The sequence below is a fragment of the Plesiomonas sp. genome, from assembly GCF_051652165.1.
Classification (GTDB): Bacteria; Pseudomonadota; Gammaproteobacteria; order Enterobacterales; family CAMTGL01; genus Plesiomonas.
Map to the genome: position 1 here is coordinate 20,504 of NZ_JBOFTR010000014.1, position 20,364 is coordinate 40,867.

General features: G+C 47.2%; 20 protein-coding genes. 7 read left to right on the top strand and 13 right to left on the bottom strand.

The window, feature by feature from the left end; translation table 11 throughout:
* Positions 1-599: 599 nt before the first annotated feature.
* Entirely contained in the window at positions 600-2,966 is a 2,367-nt protein-coding gene (locus ACRC53_RS08130; protein WP_438642972.1) for a Tex family protein, read from the bottom strand.
* A 132-nt stretch (positions 2,967-3,098) separates the two neighbouring features.
* On the opposite strand from ACRC53_RS08130, the gene greB reads away from it, so the two are divergent.
* The 3 genes from greB to envZ all read left to right on the top strand — a co-directional run bounded on the left by greB (position 3,099) and on the right by envZ (position 6,055).
* Complete coding sequence (greB, locus tag ACRC53_RS08135) at positions 3,099-3,602, top strand: transcription elongation factor GreB (protein ID WP_438643030.1); 504 nt, start codon at positions 3,099-3,101, stop codon at positions 3,600-3,602.
* A gap of 381 nt (positions 3,603-3,983) precedes the next feature.
* On the top strand, positions 3,984-4,706 hold the full coding sequence (gene ompR / locus ACRC53_RS08140) for an osmolarity response regulator transcription factor OmpR (RefSeq protein ID WP_438633369.1): 723 nt from the start codon (positions 3,984-3,986) through the stop codon (positions 4,704-4,706).
* Complete coding sequence (envZ, locus tag ACRC53_RS08145) at positions 4,703-6,055, top strand: two-component system sensor histidine kinase EnvZ (RefSeq protein WP_438642973.1); 1,353 nt, start codon at positions 4,703-4,705, stop codon at positions 6,053-6,055. The genes ompR and envZ overlap by 4 nt, the downstream gene beginning before the upstream one ends.
* A gap of 99 nt (positions 6,056-6,154) precedes the next feature.
* Here the strand turns inward: envZ and ACRC53_RS08150 are convergent, their stop codons facing one another.
* Positions 6,155-6,586, bottom strand: coding sequence for a hypothetical protein (locus tag ACRC53_RS08150; protein ID WP_438642974.1), 432 nt, complete (start codon positions 6,584-6,586; stop codon positions 6,155-6,157).
* 120 nt (positions 6,587-6,706) lie between these two features.
* Entirely contained in the window at positions 6,707-7,528 is an 822-nt protein-coding gene (bioH, locus tag ACRC53_RS08155; protein WP_438642975.1) for a pimeloyl-ACP methyl ester esterase BioH, read from the bottom strand.
* Positions 7,529-7,651: 123 nt separating this feature from the next.
* Between bioH and ACRC53_RS08160 the strand changes: the two genes are divergently transcribed.
* Positions 7,652-8,383 carry a phosphoribosyltransferase family protein gene (locus ACRC53_RS08160; protein WP_438642976.1) on the top strand — a complete coding sequence of 244 codons (732 nt, stop codon included), beginning with the start codon at positions 7,652-7,654 and terminating at the stop codon, positions 8,381-8,383.
* Between the two features lie 98 nt (positions 8,384-8,481).
* Entirely contained in the window at positions 8,482-9,057 is a 576-nt protein-coding gene (nfuA, locus tag ACRC53_RS08165) for a Fe-S biogenesis protein NfuA (protein ID WP_438642977.1), read from the top strand.
* A 276-nt stretch (positions 9,058-9,333) separates the two neighbouring features.
* Here the strand turns inward: nfuA and ACRC53_RS08170 are convergent, their stop codons facing one another.
* From ACRC53_RS08170 to ACRC53_RS08185, 4 genes are all read right to left on the bottom strand, one after another.
* The gene (locus tag ACRC53_RS08170) at positions 9,334-10,038 is read right to left on the bottom strand and encodes an MATE family efflux transporter (RefSeq protein ID WP_438642978.1); all 705 of its coding nucleotides are present in this window, start codon (positions 10,036-10,038) and stop codon (positions 9,334-9,336) included.
* Positions 9,986-10,774: an MATE family efflux transporter gene (locus ACRC53_RS08175; RefSeq protein ID WP_438642979.1), complete on the bottom strand. Its 789-nt coding sequence runs from the start codon at positions 10,772-10,774 to the stop codon at positions 9,986-9,988. The genes ACRC53_RS08170 and ACRC53_RS08175 overlap by 53 nt, the downstream gene beginning before the upstream one ends.
* Positions 10,775-10,926: 152 nt before the next feature.
* The gene (gene lexA / locus ACRC53_RS08180) at positions 10,927-11,553 is read right to left on the bottom strand and encodes a transcriptional repressor LexA (protein ID WP_438642980.1); all 627 of its coding nucleotides are present in this window, start codon (positions 11,551-11,553) and stop codon (positions 10,927-10,929) included.
* Between the two features lie 75 nt (positions 11,554-11,628).
* Positions 11,629-11,985 (bottom strand): diacylglycerol kinase, encoded by a 357-nt coding sequence (locus ACRC53_RS08185; RefSeq protein WP_438642981.1) that lies wholly within the window; start codon positions 11,983-11,985, stop codon positions 11,629-11,631.
* Positions 11,986-12,120: 135 nt separating this feature from the next.
* Here ACRC53_RS08185 and plsB point away from each other — a divergent pair, with 135 nt between their 5' ends.
* Complete coding sequence (plsB, locus tag ACRC53_RS08190) at positions 12,121-14,562, top strand: glycerol-3-phosphate 1-O-acyltransferase PlsB (protein ID WP_438642982.1); 2,442 nt, start codon at positions 12,121-12,123, stop codon at positions 14,560-14,562.
* 94 nt (positions 14,563-14,656) lie between these two features.
* Here the strand turns inward: plsB and ubiA are convergent, their stop codons facing one another.
* Together ubiA and ACRC53_RS08200 are read right to left on the bottom strand one after the other, a co-directional pair.
* Entirely contained in the window at positions 14,657-15,517 is an 861-nt protein-coding gene (gene ubiA / locus ACRC53_RS08195; protein ID WP_438642983.1) for a 4-hydroxybenzoate octaprenyltransferase, read from the bottom strand.
* Positions 15,518-15,532: 15 nt separating this feature from the next.
* Complete coding sequence (locus ACRC53_RS08200; protein ID WP_438642984.1) at positions 15,533-16,159, bottom strand: chorismate--pyruvate lyase family protein; 627 nt, start codon at positions 16,157-16,159, stop codon at positions 15,533-15,535.
* A 182-nt stretch (positions 16,160-16,341) separates the two neighbouring features.
* Between ACRC53_RS08200 and ACRC53_RS08205 the strand changes: the two genes are divergently transcribed.
* Positions 16,342-16,773 (top strand): flagellar basal body-associated FliL family protein, encoded by a 432-nt coding sequence (locus ACRC53_RS08205; protein WP_438642985.1) that lies wholly within the window; start codon positions 16,342-16,344, stop codon positions 16,771-16,773.
* Between the two features lie 176 nt (positions 16,774-16,949).
* Here ACRC53_RS08205 and glpD read toward each other — a convergent pair whose 3' ends face one another.
* The 4 genes from glpD to ACRC53_RS08225 form a co-directional block, all read right to left on the bottom strand.
* Positions 16,950-18,431 carry a glycerol-3-phosphate dehydrogenase gene (gene glpD / locus ACRC53_RS08210; protein WP_438642986.1) on the bottom strand — a complete coding sequence of 494 codons (1,482 nt, stop codon included), beginning with the start codon at positions 18,429-18,431 and terminating at the stop codon, positions 16,950-16,952.
* Positions 18,432-18,618: 187 nt separating this feature from the next.
* The gene (locus ACRC53_RS08215) at positions 18,619-19,377 is read right to left on the bottom strand and encodes a DeoR/GlpR family transcriptional regulator (protein ID WP_438642987.1); all 759 of its coding nucleotides are present in this window, start codon (positions 19,375-19,377) and stop codon (positions 18,619-18,621) included.
* Positions 19,378-19,439: 62 nt separating this feature from the next.
* Complete coding sequence (panM, locus tag ACRC53_RS08220) at positions 19,440-19,892, bottom strand: aspartate 1-decarboxylase autocleavage activator PanM (protein ID WP_438642988.1); 453 nt, start codon at positions 19,890-19,892, stop codon at positions 19,440-19,442.
* Positions 19,876-20,031, bottom strand: coding sequence for a hypothetical protein (locus ACRC53_RS08225; RefSeq protein ID WP_438642989.1), 156 nt, complete (start codon positions 20,029-20,031; stop codon positions 19,876-19,878). The genes panM and ACRC53_RS08225 overlap by 17 nt, the downstream gene beginning before the upstream one ends.
* Positions 20,032-20,364: the final 333 nt, after the last annotated feature.

Genomic DNA, 20,364 nt, shown 5'->3' on the forward strand with positions numbered 1-20,364 from the left:
CTCAACCTATACTCTTTGTATAGTATGCGTATTGTAGTATACGTATTGCTATCAACTCACAGCACAGACATCAACTTGTCTGTGCTTTTTTTATGCTATTACTGCCTTAACGTTCATTTTTAATGAACGTAATATTCATTTTATTAAAATATCATGTACCAAAAATTTGCCCTATGGTAGGAATATAAATTATTCAGTCAGGGGTACAATATGCAAGATTTCATTATTGGCGTGATGTTGGCTGTTCCCTGGGCATTACTGTTTATTGTCGCATTCTGGTGCTTTAGCCGGATTGGTCATTGTGATATTAACGATCGATCGTAATAATTACTGATTACTGATTACTGATTACTGATTACTGATTACTGATTACTGATTACTGATTACTGATTACTGATTACTGATTACTGATTACTGATTACTGATTATTGATTATTGATTATTGATATAGTTGGACAATATCCGCTCACACCTTTTGTGTTGAGCGTTTTTTTTATCTTTTGTGTGATACAAAACATACCATAACTGCATATATAAGATAAAAAAAGGGGGCAATTGCCCCCATTATATCGATAGCGATATACGTATAGAGATATCGGTTATTTATTTTTACGCAACGCTGCAGCCAATGCATCACCCATGGCACTGTTTCCTTGGCTATCATTACGGTTTCCCGCTCTATCATTACGGCGATTTTCCCGTTCCCCATGGTTAGCCGTTAATGCCTCTGCACTATGACCATTACGCGGTGTATTTTGTCGGCCTTTGCCCTCTGTACGACTCCGCTCAGCCGTAAGTTGCTCATCAAGGCGCATGCTCAATGCAATTCGCTTACGTGCGATATCCACTTCTAACACTTTCACGTTGACGATATCGCCCGCTTTCACCACTTTATGCGGGTCATCAATAAACTTATCTGACAGTGATGAGATGTGTACCAAGCCATCCTGATGCACACCGATATCAACAAATGCGCCAAAATTGGTCACATTGGTCACGGTGCCCTCTAAAACTAGCCCCGCAGAGAGATCATCAAGAGTTTCGACCCCCTCGGCAAAGGTGGCCGTTTTAAACTCTGGCCGTGGATCGCGGCCGGGTTTTTCCAGCTCTTTTAGGATATCGGTCACCGTCGGTAAACCGAAGCGATCATCGGTAAACTCACTGGCTTTGACACTGCGCAGCAGCTCGCCATTGCCCATGAGATCGCGCACCGTTTTACCGGTGGCAGCCAGAATACGCTCCACCACCGGATAGGTTTCCGGATGTACCGTTGAGGCATCCAGCGGGTTTTTACCCTCATTGATACGTAAAAATCCGGCACATTGCTCAAAGGCTTTCGGGCCTAAACGCCCCACTTTTAGCAACTGCTGGCGACTATCAAAACGGCCATGCTCATCACGGAAAGCCACCACATTCTGAGCCAGTGTTTTTGATAACCCAGCCACACGAGTCAGCAGAGCAACCGAGGCAGTATTGAGATCAACCCCCACCGCGTTCACACAATCTTCCACCACACCATCAAGACGGCGCGCCAGTTGTGATTGAGAAACATCGTGCTGGTATTGCCCTACGCCAATCGATTTTGGCTCAATCTTAACCAGCTCGGCCAAGGGGTCTTGCAGCCGACGGGCAATTGAAACTGCACCGCGCAGCGAGACATCAAGATCAGGGAACTCCAGTGCGGCCAGCTCTGAAGCAGAGTACACAGATGCTCCCGCCTCACTGACTGTCACCTTTTGTGCCTGAATATCAGGATACAGACGAAACATCTCGGCAGTAAAACGATCGGTTTCCCGCGATGCCGTACCGTTACCAATCGCAATCAGCGCAACACGGTGTTTTTGGCACAATTGTGCGACGGTATGCAGTGCTTTATCCATTTGCCCAGTATGCGGATAGACAGTCGCGGTATCGACTAGCTTTCCGGTTGCATCAACTACGGCAACTTTCACACCGGTACGCAAACCAGGATCTAACCCCATCGTAGCTTTTGCGCCCGCAGGGGCTGCCATCAGCAAATCGCTCATGTTACGGGCAAATACGTTAATGGCTTCCGTTTCAGCCTGTTCACGTACCGTGCCCATCAGCTCGGTTTCCATGTGCAGCAAAATTTTGATACGCCATGCCCAGCTAATCACACTTTTCCGCCAACTGTCGGCCGGTGCATGGTTTAGTATCACCTGATAATGCTCGGCAATCAGGGTTTCACAATAGCTGCTGCGAAGACTCTCTTCTTGCTCAGGGTCGGCATTAAGTGAAAGGTTTAACACTCCCTCATTACGACCACGGAACATCGCCAGTGCACGGTGCGAGGGCACTTTTGCAATCGGCTCATGGTAGGCAAAATAATCACGGAACTTCGCCCCCTCTTCCTCTTTACCAACGACAACCGTTGATACTAATTGGGCATATTTCCACAAATAGGTACGGATTTTCTGCAGTAGCAAAGCATCTTCGGCAAAACGCTCCATTAAAATATAGCGCGCACTGTCTAATGCTGCTTTGCTATCTGCCACACCCTGATCAGCATTGATAAACGTTGCTGCCAAGACTTCAGGGTCTTGCTGTGGGTTGTTCCACAAGCTATCGGCCAACGGTGCCAGCCCCGCCTCAATAGCGATTTGGCCACGCGTGCGGCGTTTTGGCCGATACGGTAAATAGAGATCTTCAAGTTCAGTTTTATTGTCAGTGCTCAGTAATGCCTGTTGTAGCGCCTCGGTTAATTTGCCCTGTTCAGTGATGGATTTTAAAATCGTCTGACGGCGGTCTTCTAATTCACGCAGATAAATTAAGCGTGTTTCTAAATTACGCAGTTGCGTATCATCTAATCCACCGGTGGCCTCTTTACGATAACGGGCAATAAAGGGTACGGTGTTGCCTTCGTCAAGCAAATGAATGGCGGCGCTAACCTGATCAGCGCGGGCGGCAATTTCACTGGCAATAATACGGCTAAAATGAGTATTCATAGGCTCAATCAAGATTCATCAAAGAGTGTTGAGTAATAGTCGACTTTTATACGTTTCTGCGTGGCAAAATACCAGTCATCAGAGAGAAGGATATTTGTGAACGTGAAGCATACCCAATCTACTCAGGATAAAATGAGTACAACAAAAGCACACTACATTACGCGCGAAGGCTGGCTTGCGCTGGATAAAGAGCTGAAATATTTGTGGAAAATTGAACGTCCACAGGTCACACAAGCCGTGTCTGAAGCGGCGGCAATGGGTGATCGCTCGGAAAATGCAGAGTACATCTACGGTAAAAAACGGCTACGTGAAATCGACCGGCGCGTGCGTTTTTTAAGCAAACGTTTGGATATTCTTAAAATTATTGACCCTAGCCCACAGCAAGAAGGCAAAGTGTTTTTTGGTGCGTGGGTTACGTTAGAGAACGAGCAAGGTGTCGAGAGCTGCTACCGTATTGTAGGGGCTGATGAGTTTGATCCGGCTAAAAATTGGATCTCAATTAACTCACCGGTTGCTCGGGCCCTAATAGGCAAAAGGGTTGATGATGAAATTGTGGTTGATACCCCTGCTGGCCGTGTCTGCTATGCCGTTTTAGCCATTCGTTATCAAGCCCTTGCCTCTGATACCCAAATATAATGGCCTCCCACAGATGCAAACCGAGGGTGTGAGAGTGTTATGCCTTATTGATGCATTAATCGCGTGATATTACGGACAAAAATCTTATTCTGCACAGGATATCCAACATAATTTGTGCAATATTAGTATTATTGCATAACAATAATAAACATCGTCAGCTCAATGGCGATGTTTACTTAATGATAATAGCACGCAATTTCACGCAGATACGTTACGCCTTGTTACGATGAATCTCTCCTTCTCGTGGGTGTAGATTAACTTTGTAACAATTTCCTGTGCAGTAGCGCGAAAATGTTGCATACAATAGACACAATTACTGATGGCATGTGCACATGTGTCATCCTATTTCGGTGTAATGATTTCGTTTTTGGAGTAATCAACATGCAAGAGAATCACAAAATCCTCGTCGTCGACGATGATATGCGCCTACGCGCACTGCTAGAGCGTTATCTGACAGAACAAGGCTTTGTGGTTCGCAGTGTTGCTAACGCAGAGCAAATGGATCGTCTGCTGGTACGTGAAAGTTTCCATTTGATGGTACTTGATTTGATGTTGCCAGGTGAAGATGGCCTCTCTATTTGTCGCCGCTTACGTAGCCAAGATAACAATATGCCTATCATTATGTTAACGGCAAAAGGCGATGAAATTGATCGTATCGTGGGCTTAGAAGTGGGAGCAGATGACTATTTGCCAAAGCCTTTTAACCCGCGTGAACTGTTAGCACGTCTGCGCGCTATTTTGCGTCGCCATATTACAGAACTGCCAGGTGCACCATCACAAGAAGAAGCGGTGATTGAGTTTGGCCCATTCCGCCTCAATCTGGGTACCCGTGAAATGTTCCGTGGTGATGAAGCTATGTTGCTAACCAGTGGTGAGTTTGCCGTACTAAAAGCATTGATCACCCACCCACGTGAGCCATTATCACGCGATAAGCTGATGAATCTGGCACGTGGCCGTGAGTACAGCGCAATGGAGCGAGCCATCGATGTGCAGATCTCCCGTCTGCGTCGTATGCTAGAAGAAGATCCAGCACGTCCACGTTATATTCAAACCGTTTGGGGTTTGGGTTACGTCTTTGTACCGGATGATCACAAAGCACAATGAGCAGTTGGCTTCCACGCAGTACGTTTGCCCGTACTCTACTCATGATGGTGGTGTTGCTGCTTATTTGCATGCTCACCACCTATATGGCTGTCATGAATTTTGCGATCCGGCCTACCGTATCGCAATTTAATCGTATGATTGCCTATGAGATTAAACTCGCGGCCAAAATAGATAAACAAGCATCACCGAGTGTTCGGCAAATTTTGCGCAACGAGTTGGCTTCTGATCTGGATATTCGCCTTTATAATACACAAGAGGCGCTCTTATTAGGTCTGGCACAAGCTGAACACTATCCCTTTTTGGATCAAGAGTTTACCCGACTATTTGGCACGTATGTGGATGTCAGGTTAGAGACAGGATCAGAGTTTTTTGTTCTCTGGTTGCATGATCCAACAGATAAAGACAGTGACTTATGGTCACGCATTCCCTTAATTGAGTTGCGCCAAGAGGCTTTCGCTCCTCTGTTTCGCTATATCTTTGCTATTTTCATGCTGATTCTGGCCGGTGCATGGATATTTATTCGTCTGCAAAACCGCCCACTGATGGAGCTAGAAAAAGCAGCATTACGGGTTGGCCGCGGCGAATATCCTGATCAATTACCCGAACAGGGTGCCTCAGAAGTTCGCTCTGTTATCCACTCATTTAACGTGATGAGTAAAGGCATTAAAGCTCTGGCACAGGATAGAAACCTGATTTTAGCCGGCATCAGCCATGATTTGCGCACTCCGCTCACACGGATCAGACTCGCGACAGAAATGATGTCGCAAGAGGATGGCTATCTTGCTGAGTCGATCAATAAAGATATCGATGAATCAAATGAGATTATCGGCCAATTTATTGATTTTCTACGTGCACAAAATGGGGATATGCCTACTGAGCGGTATGATCTGAATTTGCTTGTTAGCGAGGTGTCTACCGCAGAGAGCAACGATGATCATATGATTCATGTTGATCTCTATCATGATACGTTAATGTGCAATATCCACCCATTATCCATCAAACGGGCGATTGCGAATATCATCACCAATGCTATCCGCTACGGTAACGGTATGATCAGTGTCAGTAGTGGGATTGATGATAACGGTTATGTCTGGGCACAAGTTGATGATAATGGGCCAGGTATTCCCGAAGATCAGATTGAAAATCTGTTCCAACCGTTTGTGCGTGGTGATGAAGCACGCGGTAGTAGCGAAGGTTCAGGGTTAGGATTAGCCATTTTAAAACGCATTATTGATGCACACCACGGTAAAATTAATCTCAACCGCAGTGCCGCTCTTGGTGGGTTAGCGATGCGCATTTCACTGCCTATCAGCCGTGAAACGGATACTCAAGTAAAATCGGCTTCATAATACTGTCGTTATATTATACTGACGATCTGCTGTGTACTTAATACGGCAGATCGTTTCTTTTACTGCTTTAGCACGCCTTGTGCTGTACTTTCTGGCCTCTCACGTTTTCGTTCGAAAATCTGCTTTTGGGCTTGGGCGCACAGAATACCAATAATGACAGGCAATCACTTTACCATACAGGGCCATACGCTTATTCACTGCCGTTAATGCATTCGGAAATGGGGGATAATAACGTGGACAATCCTCTTTACAGACCCATTCCCCCTCAATCAGCGCATTGGCATCGGCTGGTAATAAGTCAGGATCAGGGGTATCAGGTTCTGCATTGTCCTGCTCTTTTTCCTCCTCTGTTGTCAGTAGATACTGATCTTGCAGACGAGTATCTACCGCACGCTTGGCTGGCGCAGCAATAACGGCTTCCGCTTGCACAATACGCTCACGCGCTTGATTGTCATGCCGTGCCTGCTCTGTTGATGGGTTTACTGAGGTCGGCAGCACAGAGACAGCTTGATTGGTGGGGCTGACATTCATCACATTGGTCTCTTTCCCTCAGCAAATAACAAGATCATCGAATGTACAGCAAAATACCCTACGCAATCGCAGAGTTACACTTACACTCGTTAAGTGATAACGAGAGATACCCCATATCAGTTATATATGCAGATAACGGTGACAAAATATGTCTATCATTTGAGCACAACGTACCGGTTCAGCAATAAAAGGGGCATGTGCGCCTTGCGCTATTATTTCAACCTGTGAGTGTGGCCAATAGGCATTAACCTTGGTAATCACCTGATGTGGAACTAACCCATCTAAACGCCCATAAATGCGTAATACTGGCAGTGTCAGCGCAAAAACATGTGCTCTTAGATCTGTGTCGGCCAATAAATCCAGACCTTTAGCCAGAACGTTGGCCGTTGGTGCAGGAACCGACAGTACAGCCTGCTTTAGGTAGCGCGTATCCTGCCGTGCAGTGGGTGTACCCAGTGTTTGTAGCGCCAAAAAACGCTCAACTGTACGGCTAAAATCATGCTGCAGTTGCAGGCGAAATTGAGCCAATACATCGGGTTTAATTCCTGGCCAGTTCTCTTGCATCATAAAACAGGGGGATGAAGCCAGTGTAATCAGGCCTGCTATTGCTGCAGGTTGCTTTACCGTTTCCTCTGAAGTGTGAGTCATGGCCGCTTGCACTTGCAGTGCCGCTTCGGTTGCCACTAATCCACCCAGTGACCATCCCACCCAAACTGCATGGGGTGGTGCTTGCTGTAATACAATCTCGGCCATCTCTGATAATGACAGTGCACCATAACTGTGGCTACGCCCATAACCGGGTAAATCAACTGTATGAACCCGATAATGCGAGCTCAATTCCGCGACCAACGGTTGCCATACTTCAGCATTCAATCCCCAGCCATGCAGTAGCACAATATCGCGATCACCTTGCCCTTGTTGTTGCCAATATAGTTTGTTCATCCCCTATACTCTTTTGTTGTGATTTTTTTATTATGCGGCTTAAACCGTAGGTTAACCCTTTGCTTGCTCACCTTAGGCTGACGACTAACACTAACCAGAGCCATTTTGATCAGGGATAACACAATGCTATGCCGGCCATTATTGCGCTTATTTGCACAGCGATACACCTTACAAGCTGATACCCGTAGCCCCTGTTTAGTGTGTCAACAACCACTTTACCATCGCCAGCACGGGATTTGCAGTGTCTGTAAAAGCCACTTTCCATTGATCTCTTTCCCATGCCGACGATGCGGTATGGGCCGTTTGCACATCAATAGCCGCTGTATACCTTGCCAGAACGCACCTGTACCGTGGGATAGCCTGATTGCGATTGCTGATTACAGCGAGCCATTTACCTATTTGTTGGCCAAGTTAAAATACCAACAGCAGTTTTGGCTGGCCGAAGCACTGGCCCGCCAGTTATTGCTGACGCTGCTAACTGCACGACGTGAACACCCCGCACCGTGGCCAGATCTGATTTTACCGGTTCCACTGCAACGCCAGCGCCAGTGGTGGCGCGGATTTAACCAGAGTGAGTATCTTGCCAGAGCCTTGTCACACTGGCTGAAGATCCCGCTCGATCCTGACGCACTGATCCGTTATAAACGTCAACGCGCTCAACATACACTGCGTGCCAGTGAAAGGCGGCATAATCAACTCAACACCTATGCAGTGACAAAACCACTGCGCGGTTTACGAGTTGCACTGCTTGATGATGTGGTGACCACGGGTTCAACAGTCAGTGTGATAAGCCATGCGCTGCGCGAGCAAGGCGTGCGCCATATTCAGATTTGGTGTTTGTGTCGTACTCAATAACGTATTCAATGTAAATGCGTGAGCCCTGTACTACTCAGGCCCAATGAAAGGGTGTATGATGTTTAACCAAGTAAATCAGTCAACTATTGAGACGAGCCATGATCCGCATTTCTGATGCTGCACAAGCCCACTTCAGTAAGCTTTTGGCACAACAGGCCGAAGGTACTAACATCCGTGTTTTTGTTGTTAACCCTGGTACGCCTAATGCTGAATGCGGTGTCTCTTATTGCCCTGCCGATGCGGTAGAAGACAAGGATACCGAGCTGAAATTTGCCCATTTTTCTGCTTATGTCGATGTAATGAGTGCGCCTTATCTGGAAGACGCAGACATTGATTTTACTACCGATACACTCGGCTCACAGCTCACGCTCAAAGCGCCTAATGCTAAAATGCGGAAAGTGGCTGACGATGCCCCTTTGACTGAGCGCGTTGAGTATGCGCTGCAATCACAGGTTAACCCACAACTTGCCGCACACGGTGGCCGAGTCTCTCTGATGGAGATCACTGATGATGGCTATGCTATCGTGCAATTTGGGGGAGGATGTAATGGGTGTTCGATGATCGATGTCACCTTAAAAGAGGGCATTGAAAAGGAGCTGCTGGCTCAATTTCCTGAACTTAAAGGGGTGAAGGATATTACTGAGCATCAGCGTGGTGATCACTCGTTTTACTAAGCCCTTTATATTAAGCTCTTAATACCCATGCTTATCTATGCGTGCTGAATATTAGAGCCTAATAATCGCAGTAATAAATAACTGCTATCTTACGGTTAATGCAGTTAATTACGATGCCATAATCTGCAATATGAATACGGCGATTACTGGCGCGCAATTGCGCGCTAGTCTATTTTGATAGCTCACATTTGATGGGTAAAAACAGGGTATTTACTCTTCTCTCTTACCCTTATAGTATGAGCCTATACCAAAAACCGCCAACAAAACTCGTTGAGTTTACCCGTTACACATTAAGCGTGTACGACGGTAATACTCTAACGATACTCCGCGCAGTGCCAAAAAAATCATTAATGCCAGCCACAATAGATGATTTTGCCCATGCCCCAACGCAAACCCTAGCACCACTGTCAGTGCATAGCCGCATCCGGCCAATACCATGCTGTTGCGCATCTCACGGCCACGGGTTGCACCGATAAACAGGCCATCGAGCAGATAACACCACACACCAACCAGCGGCAATGCCACCAGCCACGGTAAATAAATATTGGCCTGCGATTGCAGTGCGGGCAGGTGCGTTAACTGCGCAATAATCTGTTGCCCCCACAGCGCATAAGTCAGTGAAAACAATGCAGCCAAGAGCAGTGATTGCCGACAAGCTGCATGCCATACGGTGCGCAAGGTTCGCTGATCGCGCGCGCCAATTGCATGACCACTCAATGCTTCAATGGCATAGGCAAACCCATCAAGTGCAAAGGCAGTAAAGGTGAGAAAATTCAGTAACAGTGCATTAGTGGCCACGGTATCGCCCCCAATACGGGCACCGAGCACAGTAAACGAGGCAAAGCAGAGCTGTAAAACCAACGAACGCAGAAAAATATCGCGGTTTAATGATAGCAACCGTCTACCGTTTTTTCGCCATGCAGTTCTATCACCCAATAAGAGTGTTGTGATTTTCTGTGGTGCAATGTGTTGATCCGGCACAGTACGCTGATGCGATGCAATGTGTTGGTGTTGTGTTATGTGGTATGTGGTATGTGCTGCGTATCGTACGCCATACTAACCATAACCCCATCAGCAAAGTCATATATTCAGCACAGACACTGGCAACTGCCACACCGCGAACCTGCCAGTCGGCATATAATACCAGCGTCACATCCAACACAATATTGGTAATATTGCCACACACTAACAGCAAAACCGGCGCTTTCATTTTTTGCATGCCCAACAACCAACCCAGTAGCACTAAATTTGCTAGGGTGGCTGGAATCGCCCAAAAGCGGATCTGCAAATAGAGTTCAGCATACTCACGCAACAGACCAGAAACACCGCTGATCGACAGTCCTAACTGAATCAGCGGTTGTTGCAGCAATAACAATAAGAAGCTGAGTAACCCACTGAGCAATAGAGGTTGGCCAAGGGCTTGTAACAGTGCTGCTCGACTCTCGATTTCGTTATCTTGTGCACCTTTTGCTTGTGCAGTGATCCCCGTGGTGCTCATACGCAAAAAGTTGAGCATCATGGTTAAAAAGGCCAACACCATGCCACCCACAGCCACTGCCGACAGATACACTGCGCTGTTTAAGTGGCCGATAACAGCAGTATCAACCAATCCGAGTAATGGAATGGTGATGTTAGAGAAGATCATCGGCAGAGCCAGTTGCCACAAGCGGCGGTCCGTTGGCGACCTATAGCGTTGAAGCAGAGTACATGCCCTCATTTGAGAGGATCTCCTTTTTATCGTTTGCAGGGTGTGAAGATGTTAATTCCTGTATTTATTATGCTGCTATAAGTTTTAACGGCAGCAATAAAAAACCCGCTCATGGCATAACATGGCGGGCTGACAGAGCAACAAATACGGACGCTGGCAGATTATATCCAGTTATTATTGCGGATCACACCCACCGCTAACCCTTCAATCGTGAGTGATTGGCTGCACAGATCAATCACAATTGGCGCAAACTCTTCATTTTCCGCATGCAGGAATACCTGATTACCACGGCGCTCAAGGCGCTTAACAGTGACATCATCATCCACCCGCGCAACCACCACTTGCCCGTTCCGTGCTTCATGGGTTTTATGTACAGCCAGTAGATCACCATCAATAATGCCGATATTTTTCATCGACATGCCATTAACCCGTAGCAAAAAATCAGCACTTGGCTTAAACAAGGTTGGGTCAACCTGATAGTGCCCTTCAACATGCTGCTGCGCTAAAATAGGCTCTCCGGCAGCCACACGGCCAATCAGCGGTAAACCCTCATTTGCGGCATCTTCTTGCTCCACTTCAGCCAACAGACGAATACCACGTGATGCGCCGGCAACAATTTCAATCGCACCTTTACGTGCCAGTGCTTTAAGATGCTCTTCCGCGGCATTTGGCGAGCGAAAACCAAGATCACGGGCAATCTCTGCACGAGTAGGCGGCATGCCAGTGGCCATGATGTGATCACGGATTAGAGTGTAAACCTGTTGCTGTCTTTCGGTCAGTGGCTTCATCGTCTTATCCTGTTTTTTTATACAGCTATACTGGCAGTATATACAGGAGTGCGGGTGTTGAACACCCCGTAATCACTATGGCCACAGAATAATTCCCCAGACCAGTGGTACAAGCGCCAACGCGACAAAAACAGCCGCAGACCCCATATCTTTTGCTCGACCAGCTAACTCATGGTATTCACTGCCAATACGATCAACCACAGCCTCTACTGAGCTGTTTAGCAACTCGGCGATCAAGACTAATCCAATCACCATAATCATCAATACACGCTCTACTGCTGTCACATCAAAATAGAATGCTAATGGCAGCATCACTAAAGCTAATACTATCTCTTGGCGGAAGGCAGCTTCATGCCGGAATGCGTGCTGAAAGCCTTGCCATGAGTAAATTGCGGCTTTATAGACGCGGGTAAATCCGGTGTTCTTTTGCATGTTACTTCCTCATTATTTGCATTATCTATTGAAGCTGTTCGACCAAACGTAACGGTGACGCTCTAGGTGAATCTGATCTTACCAGTTATTTCTGCTATTCTTGCTCGGTTTTGTTGGATGTTGAGGCCCCACCCCATGCTTGGTTGGAAGCGTATTTATCACAAATTTTTAGATCTGCCGCTGGCACTGCTCGTTCGTAGTAAGTTGATCCCCGCAGATCCGATTCATGAATTAAACATTGATCCTACACGCCCGATTTTATATGTGCTGCCTTATCAGTCAGAGACGGATCTTTTAACATTGCGCCGCTACTGTTTAGCGCAACAGTTGCCTGACCCATTGGCAACACTCACTATTCATGGCCGGCAACTGCCTAGCTATGTCTTTATTGATGAGCGCCCAACGGTCTTTAAAGATCGCGTGCCAAAGCCTGAGTCTATCACCCTTTTCCATGACTATCTGGATCTGCACCGTGAAGATCCGACGCTTGATGTGCAGATGCTTCCTGTTACCGTATTGTGGGGGCGCGCACCAGGCCACGAAGGGCAGTTAGTTTTACCTAAATTGCGCCTGCTCAACGGTATTCAAAAGTTCATTGCCGTATTATGGTTGGGCCGTGATAGTTTCGTGCGCTTTTCACATCGTGTTTCCCTTCGCTATATGGCAGATCAACACGGTACAGATCAAATTATTGCGCAAAAATTGGCACGTGTTGCACGAATGCACTTTTCACGCCAACGTTTAGCTGCTGCAGGGCCACGCCTGCCTGATCGTAAGGCGCTGTTTAACCGATTATTACACTCAAAAGCAATTGAAAAAGCCGTGGCAGATGAAGTGGCTGCCACTGGTATTTCACCTGAAAAAGCGCGCCAAAAAGCCATTGGTATGATGGAGGAAATTGCAGCACATTTCTCGTATGAGTTAGTGCGCATTGGCGATCGCTTTTTAGGTTGGCTGTGGAATCGCCTGTATCAGGGGATTAATGTTGGTCATGCTGAACGCGTGCGCCAACTGGCTCAAGATGGCCACGAAATTGTGTATGTGCCCTGCCACCGTAGCCATATGGACTATCTGCTACTTTCGTACGTGCTCTACCATCAGGGATTAGTGCCACCGCATATTGCCGCAGGAATTAATTTAAACTTCTTCCCAGCAGGCCCGATTTTTCGTCGGGGGGGTGCATTTTTTATTCGCCGCAGTTTTAAAGGCGATAAGCTGTACTCAACCGTATTTCGTGAATATATGGCAGAGCTGTTTACCCGCGGTTATTCGGTTGAGTATTTTATCGAAGGTGGGCGCTCACGTACTGGCCGTTTGCTTGATCCCAAAACCGGGACATTAAGTATGACTCTACAAGCTACACTGCGCGGATTACAACGCCCAATCTCTATTGTGCCTGTTTATATCGGTTATGAACATGTGATGGAAGTGGGCACATATGCCAATGAGTTGCGTGGCGCAGCCAAGCAAAAAGAGAGTGCTTGGCAAATTTTGCGTACCGTACGCAAGCTGCGTAATTTAGGTCAAGGGTATGTGAATTTTGGTGAGCCTATTCCGCTTGTACCCTATTTAAACCAACATGTTCCTGATTGGCGCGATGCAATAGACCCCATTGAGCCACAGCGCCCACAATGGTTATCGCCTACTGTCAACGGTATTGCGCAGCAGATTATGGTACATATCAACAATGCTGCTGCAGCTAATGCGTTAAATCTTACGGCAACGGCTCTGCTCGCCTCTCGCCAACGGGCACTGACGCGCGATCAGTTGCTTGAGCAGCTTGAGTGTTACCAGCAATTACTGCAAAACGTGCCCTATTCCGCTGACAGCACTGTGCCAACTGACTCTGCCGCAACGTTACTTGAACATGTGATGACGCTTGATAAGCTGCAAATTGAGAAAGATAGCTTAGGCGACATTATATTATTAGATCGCAAACAAGCGGTGTTGATGACCTATTACCGCAATAATATTCAACATATGTTGGCGCTGCCTTCACTGATTGCCAGTGTGGTTGTTTGTCAGCAGACAATTAGCCTAACACAGCTGCATACAACGCTTGCGGGCCTCTATCCGTTGATGCAAACCGAGCTGTTTATGCGCTATACGCCTGAAATGTTAGCGGATGTCGTTGATCAGCTTGTTGCTGAACTGGCGCGTCAGGGGTTAATTGTGCAGCAAGATAATTTGCTATCGCTCAATAATGATCGTATTCGCCCTCTGCAATTGTTAGCCGCCGGCGTGCGTGAAACACTGCAACGCTACGCTATCACTTTAACGCTGCTCAATACTGATACACCGATTAGCCGTGCCGAGTTGGAAAAAGAGAGCCAGATTATTGCGCAGCGTTTATCTGTATTACATGGCATTAATGCGCCAGAGTTTTTTGATAAGGCCGTGTTTGCCTCGTTAGTCAGTACACTGCAACATATTGGGTGTATTGATGAAAACGATAATGCCGTAACGGAAAAAGTGGTACAACTCAACGCGTTGTTAAGCCCGCAGTTATCACCTGAAATTCGTTTAACAATTTACAGTGCACTGCCTGTTCACCACGCTTCACCATTAGCAGAGTAATCAGACACGAGTGCTACCGATGCTATGCCCTGATAATATATCAGGGCATTTTTTTCGGCCGATACGCAGATAACAAGGCTTTTCATGCCCTTTCTCAATGCAGTAAATAACTTGCAGCAATGCCAACAAACAGCACCATCCCCACATAGTTATTATTCAAAAAGGCTTGAAAATAGGCGCGACGATCACGCGCTTTTAACAGTTGTTGCTGATAAATAAATAATCCAGCACTCAGTAAAATGGCACTGTAATAGAGCATACCCAGTTGACTGACCATACCCACTAACACCAGCAATACGAGCGTGGCAAGTTGCAACAGGCCAATAATCAACGTATCAAAACGGCCAAATAAAATGGCTGTAGATTTCACGCCAATCAGCAGATCATCATCACGGTCAACCATTGCGTATTGAGTATCATAAGCCACAGTCCAGCAGATATTGGCCAATAGCAACAGCCAACAGCTCGGAGGTAGCACATTGATTTGAGCCGCAAATGCCATCGGAATTGACCAGCCAAACGCAACCCCTAACACTACTTGTGGCAGATGGGTAAACCGTTTCATAAACGGGTAGATAAAGGCCAGTACCAGTGCTGCCATTGATAATAAAATGGTCAGTGTATTGAGTGTTAATACCAGCAACAGTGCAACAAAAATCAGCCCGACAAACAGCCAGCGGGCCTCTTTAGGTTTAATCAGGCCACTCGGCAGTGGGCGCGTAGCAGTACGTTTTACATGCCCATCTACCTTACGATCAGCGTAATCGTTGATCACACACCCCGCAGCACGCATGACTATCACCCCAAAGACAAAAACCAGCAAAATCGGTAGTGTGGGTTGTCCGTCGGCTGCTAACCATAACGCCCACAAGGTGGGCCAGAGTAATAACAGCGTACCAATTGGGCGATCCATTCGCATTAGACACCAGTACGCGCTCAACTTCTCCCTAAACATGAGCCAAACTCCCCATTAATATACAGGTGAAAAAGGTAAAAAAACTTCAGTGACCCGCAGTGATTGTGTGGCCGTCACTAATCTTGAGCGACGAGCCAACAGTGGTTTATCGCCAGATAAACACAGTGTGTGTGCCAATGGCAGTGGCAGTGTCATGGCCGCAATCTCTACATCTTGGCGCTGCAAATGAGGATCGGCAAACAGTGTTTGACCAATCGGTTCAGTGCCAATCTCCGGCAAGTGTTGCCACTGCTGCTGCAGCATCTGCTGAGGGATCAAGGTGCGGGCAAAAATCCACGGTACATCATCACAACAGAGCAGTACATCGCGTAGCCAGAGCGTTGCTGCATCATCGACCAGCAGGGCTGGCTCATCTTGCCTGAATTGAGGAGATGAGAACGATGCTGGCAGTAAAGAAAACCACTCACAGGCCGCTAACTGACTGTGGCTAACGAACCCTTCATGGCCAATAACAACGCGCAGCGTACGGCAAGAAGCACGCAGGCGTTTGGTCATTGAGCCGAGATCACAGAGCCATTCTGTCTGTAATGCGGTGAGATTATAGGCCGATGCAGGCTGCCACTGCGCCTCTAACGGCTGGATATTCGGCCATAAAGCAACGTCGGTTTCACACAAACTCATGATGATTTCGTCGGTAGTATTGCCGTATTGCGGGCAGTAATAAGCAATCGTCTGATGATCAGTCAGCCCGTTTCGATGCCGCTTGCTGTAGATCGATATCGTTAAACTGCCCGTTAATTTTGTTCATTCTATCAGTTAACAGGCTCATTTCCGTTAACTGATTTATTCAAACAGGTCACGTTATGCTTAAATCTTTTCGCTCTGTTGCAGCAGTGCTGTGTATTTTCCTGCCACTGTCTACGGTTTTTGCACAGAGTAGCAATGCCAGAATTGGCCTTCAAGCGATGGTATCCCCTTATCAATATTTACTGTTAGGGGATGATATTGTAACCAATTACCAGACTACAGGTCGTCAGTTAGGTTTTTTACGGGTCAGTGTGAGCTTGATGGTGGCAAATACACCACTCAAAGATCAAATCCTGCAACAAACCCCACAATTAAGAGATGCATTGATCTGGATTTTAAGCGCACAAAATGAGCAACAAGTTCGCTCACCACAGCAGCGTGAAGTGCTGCGTCAGCAGTGTTTAGAGGCTGTTAATACCGTGCTGCAAAAAGAGCTAGGGCAAAAACCAGTGATTGATGTGCTGTTTACAACATATATGTATCAGTAAAACGTAAAAGGCTTACTTAACGTGTATGCGTTGTATGTACCCGCCCTATTTCTACCGTTAGTCAGCAAAATAGGGAGAGTAATTAACCTACTCTTATTAGGTTATCATCGGTAATCTCTCATCAGAGAGTGTACCCTTTGGCAGATAGTGTATCCCCACCTGCATTGGGTGAGGGTTTACGGTGTTTTTGCTAAATATGTGGCTAATGCCGCGTACTCGTTATCGGTCAAGTACATACCAAGCTTAGTACGCCGCCACAGAATATCCTCGGCAGTCAGCGCCCATTCGTGGGTTTGCAGATACTTGATTTCAGCCTGATAGCAATCATGACCAAAATGCTGTCCAAGTGCGGCCAGAGAGTCAGCCTGTGCTAAAATCACGCAGCTACGGCTACCGTAGGTGTATGCATAACGGCGTGCCATCGTTTCAGGCAACCACGGATATTGCTGCTGCAAATGCTGCGCATAGCTATCACGATCCATGCCCAAATCACCGCCCGGCAACACACTTTGCGCCGTCCAATCAGTGCCTATATTGGCAAAGTAGGGCTGCAATTTGTGCATCGCGGCCTGACCGAGCTTGCGGTAGGTGGTCAGCTTGCCGCCAAAGATCGACAGCAGTGGCGCACTGCCCTGATCATCAGAGAGCTCCAGCGTGTAATCACGCGTGACCGCCTGCGCTGAATCTGACTCATCATCGCACAGCGGGCGGACACCGGAATAAGTCCAGACCACATCATCGCGCACCAGTTGATGCTTAAAATGCAGATTGTAGACCTTCAGCAGATAGCTGATCTCATCTTCATCAATACTGACATCACGCGGTGAGCCATGATATTCCACATCGGTTGTGCCGATAATCGAGAAATCCTGCATCCACGGGATCACAAACACAATCCGCTGATCTTCGTTTTGCAGGATATATGCCTGCGGCTCGCTATGTACACGCGGCACGACAATATGGCTGCCTTTAATCAGACGAATACCGCGTGGCGAAGCCTCGTGCAAGCTCTCATCAAAAAAGGTTTTCACCCACGGGCCGGCCGCATTGACCAGCGCGCGAGCATAGTGGGTCTGGCGTTCACCGGTGATACTGTGTTCTGTCTCGACCTGCCAAAGCGCGTTTTCGCGCATAGCCTGAATCACTTTGGTACGGGTATGTACTGCGCCGCCCTTTTCCACCACCTGCGCCGCATTCAACACCACCAAACGCGCATCATCAACCCAGCAATCTGAGTACTCAAACCCACGCACCATCTGTGGTTTCAGCACTGAGCTTGCGCCAAAACGTAACCCGCAACTTGCCGGTAATGTGGTGCGTTTTCCTAAGTGATCGTATAAAAATAGCCCAGCACGAATCATCCATGCGGGGCGCAAATGCGGGCGGTGTGGCAGACGAAAGCGCATTGGAAAAGCAATGTGCGGCGCCATTTTCAATAGTACTTCACGCTCGGCCAGTGCTTCGCCAACCAGCCGAAATTCATAATGTTCTAGATAACGCAGGCCGCCATGAATTAGCTTTGAGCTGGCAGAGGAAGTGGCACTGGCCAAGTCATCGGCCTCAAACAAGGTAACTGATAAACCACGCCCTGCCGCATCTGCGGCAATACCTGCGCCATTAATGCCACCGCCTACCACTATCAGATCTTTGATATCCATGCTCGCCCCGAAAATGTTCGTTATCAATCAAAAACGAGTGTAATCGAAAATAAGGTAGCTATCCATCTCTTAACAAAAATAAAACATCCCTATAAATAATAGGGATTTATATACGAAAAAAAAGCGCCTACTATTTAAGCGCCTCTCTCTTTATACATATCTTGATGTTCGCTATGCTCACGAGCTATCAGCACAGCACTAAATTAACCTCACTCGCTTCAATCACTTTCACCAACTGAGGTGGCGGCAGCTGATCGGTAAACAGATAGTCTACTTTATCGATCCCCCCCAAATTCACCATCGCACTGCGGCCAAATTTGGAGTGGTCTGTCGCTAAGATCACACAACGTGAGTTGGCGATAATGGCATTTTTCGTGCGTACTTCGTGATAATCAAACTCCAGCATTGAGCCATCAAGATCAACGCCAGAAATCCCCAAAATGCCAAAATCGAGCCGAAACTGAGAGATAAAATCGAGCGTGGCTTCGCCGACAATACCACCATCGCGGTTACGCACCTCACCACCGGCTAAAATAACGGTGAAATCCTCTTTAGTTGTCAGCAGTGTTGCCACATTTAAGTTGTTGGTCACAATGCGCAAATCACGGTGCGACAGCAGGGCATGTGCCACCGCTTCCGGCGTGGTGCCGATATCAATAAATAGCGTTGCGCCATCGGGGATCAGTTCCGCCACCGACTGCGCAATGCGCGCCTTCTCTGATGAGCACATACCTTTGCGATCATGATAGGCGGTATTGACCGAGCTAGAGGGTAACGCGGCCCCGCCATGATGACGGCGGATCACATTGTCAGCAGCCAGATCGTTCAGATCACGCCGAATCGTCTGCGGGCTGACTGAAAAGTGCGCCACCAGATCTTCGGTACTCACGTAACCTTGTTCACGCACTAGCTCTACAATCGCTTCATGCCTTAATGTCTGTTTCACGCTCTCTCCCGTTCTCTTATTTATCTTACTAACGCTGGTTGTTTTTATTGGCCTTATTCATTTTATTGGGCAATTTGGCTAAAAGAAAAATATGTGCCCTGCTGTTGCCAACCGCACTGCAACAAAAACAGGGCCAAAGTAGTACGATTTTCTTGCATGTAATCAGGATCATCAGTGTGTGGCAGTGTGATAATCCAGCGATGATATTCTGGCATTAACACTGGTAATTGCTGCAACAGGTAACGGCCAACGCCACGCCGACGGGTAGCCGCACGAACACATAAATCATACAACTCAGCCGTTTTTAATACACCAGCAGCCCGTTGGCTGTTAATAGGCGGTGCGCTCACCTTCACCCCCGCCAAAATACGATCATTAAAACGTGCAATAAGTAGCCCGTTATCCAGCTGTATCGCTTGTTGCCACTCTTGCACCTGAGCGTGTGGCCACAGTTTGGCTAAATCAGCTTGATCAGCGAATGTCAGTTCGGTTAACCGCTCAATGGTCAATTTCATGCGATGTTTTCCCTATCCAGATACGCTGTTTTGCTATGGTGTATTGTTGAGTTGCGGTTATTGGTGACAACCCCCATTTACTGAGTTTACCGCAGTTATTGGCCCGCGCATGCAGAATAAATGAGCTTGATTGGCCCACGGCTCACCGTATATCACAGAGTGTGGATTATCATGCGTGCTACAACAATGTTGAACGATACTTCTGTATTCACGCAGTTTTATATGCAATTAAGTTTATGTTGCTGAATTTAACAACAGAAAAAACCCTCTTCCCCATTTTTTTCTTTCCGATAAATATACTGACTATCTGCCCATTTATTGACATTAAACTGCCGTTTAAATGTCATATCTAGCGTAAACATCCAGATTGGTACATTCTGTGTAGATATACTGAAATCTTATGCTGGGTTAACCCCTGTTTTATGGAGGATAAATTCACTTGTTTCTCGATGTAGAGTGATGTTAAAAGGTT

Excerpts from the sequence above, each read along its gene's own strand:
- ACRC53_RS08130 (WP_438642972.1), bottom strand. The coding sequence starts at position 2,966 with ATGAATACTCATTTTAGCCGTATTATTGCCAGTGAAATTGCCGCCCGC.
- greB (WP_438643030.1), top strand. The coding sequence starts at position 3,099 with ATGAGTACAACAAAAGCACACTACATTACGCGCGAAGGCTGGCTTGCG.
- ompR (WP_438633369.1), top strand. The coding sequence starts at position 3,984 with ATGCAAGAGAATCACAAAATCCTCGTCGTCGACGATGATATGCGCCTA.
- envZ (WP_438642973.1), top strand. The coding sequence starts at position 4,703 with ATGAGCAGTTGGCTTCCACGCAGTACGTTTGCCCGTACTCTACTCATG.
- ACRC53_RS08150 (WP_438642974.1), bottom strand. The coding sequence starts at position 6,586 with ATGAATGTCAGCCCCACCAATCAAGCTGTCTCTGTGCTGCCGACCTCA.
- bioH (WP_438642975.1), bottom strand. The coding sequence starts at position 7,528 with ATGAACAAACTATATTGGCAACAACAAGGGCAAGGTGATCGCGATATT.
- ACRC53_RS08160 (WP_438642976.1), top strand. The coding sequence starts at position 7,652 with ATGCTATGCCGGCCATTATTGCGCTTATTTGCACAGCGATACACCTTA.
- nfuA (WP_438642977.1), top strand. The coding sequence starts at position 8,482 with ATGATCCGCATTTCTGATGCTGCACAAGCCCACTTCAGTAAGCTTTTG.
- ACRC53_RS08175 (WP_438642979.1), bottom strand. The coding sequence starts at position 10,774 with ATGAGGGCATGTACTCTGCTTCAACGCTATAGGTCGCCAACGGACCGC.
- lexA (WP_438642980.1), bottom strand. The coding sequence starts at position 11,553 with ATGAAGCCACTGACCGAAAGACAGCAACAGGTTTACACTCTAATCCGT.
- ACRC53_RS08185 (WP_438642981.1), bottom strand. The coding sequence starts at position 11,985 with ATGCAAAAGAACACCGGATTTACCCGCGTCTATAAAGCCGCAATTTAC.
- plsB (WP_438642982.1), top strand. The coding sequence starts at position 12,121 with ATGCTTGGTTGGAAGCGTATTTATCACAAATTTTTAGATCTGCCGCTG.
- ubiA (WP_438642983.1), bottom strand. The coding sequence starts at position 15,517 with ATGTTTAGGGAGAAGTTGAGCGCGTACTGGTGTCTAATGCGAATGGAT.
- ACRC53_RS08200 (WP_438642984.1), bottom strand. The coding sequence starts at position 16,159 with ATGAGTTTGTGTGAAACCGACGTTGCTTTATGGCCGAATATCCAGCCG.
- ACRC53_RS08205 (WP_438642985.1), top strand. The coding sequence starts at position 16,342 with ATGCTTAAATCTTTTCGCTCTGTTGCAGCAGTGCTGTGTATTTTCCTG.
- glpD (WP_438642986.1), bottom strand. The coding sequence starts at position 18,431 with ATGGATATCAAAGATCTGATAGTGGTAGGCGGTGGCATTAATGGCGCA.
- panM (WP_438642988.1), bottom strand. The coding sequence starts at position 19,892 with ATGAAATTGACCATTGAGCGGTTAACCGAACTGACATTCGCTGATCAA.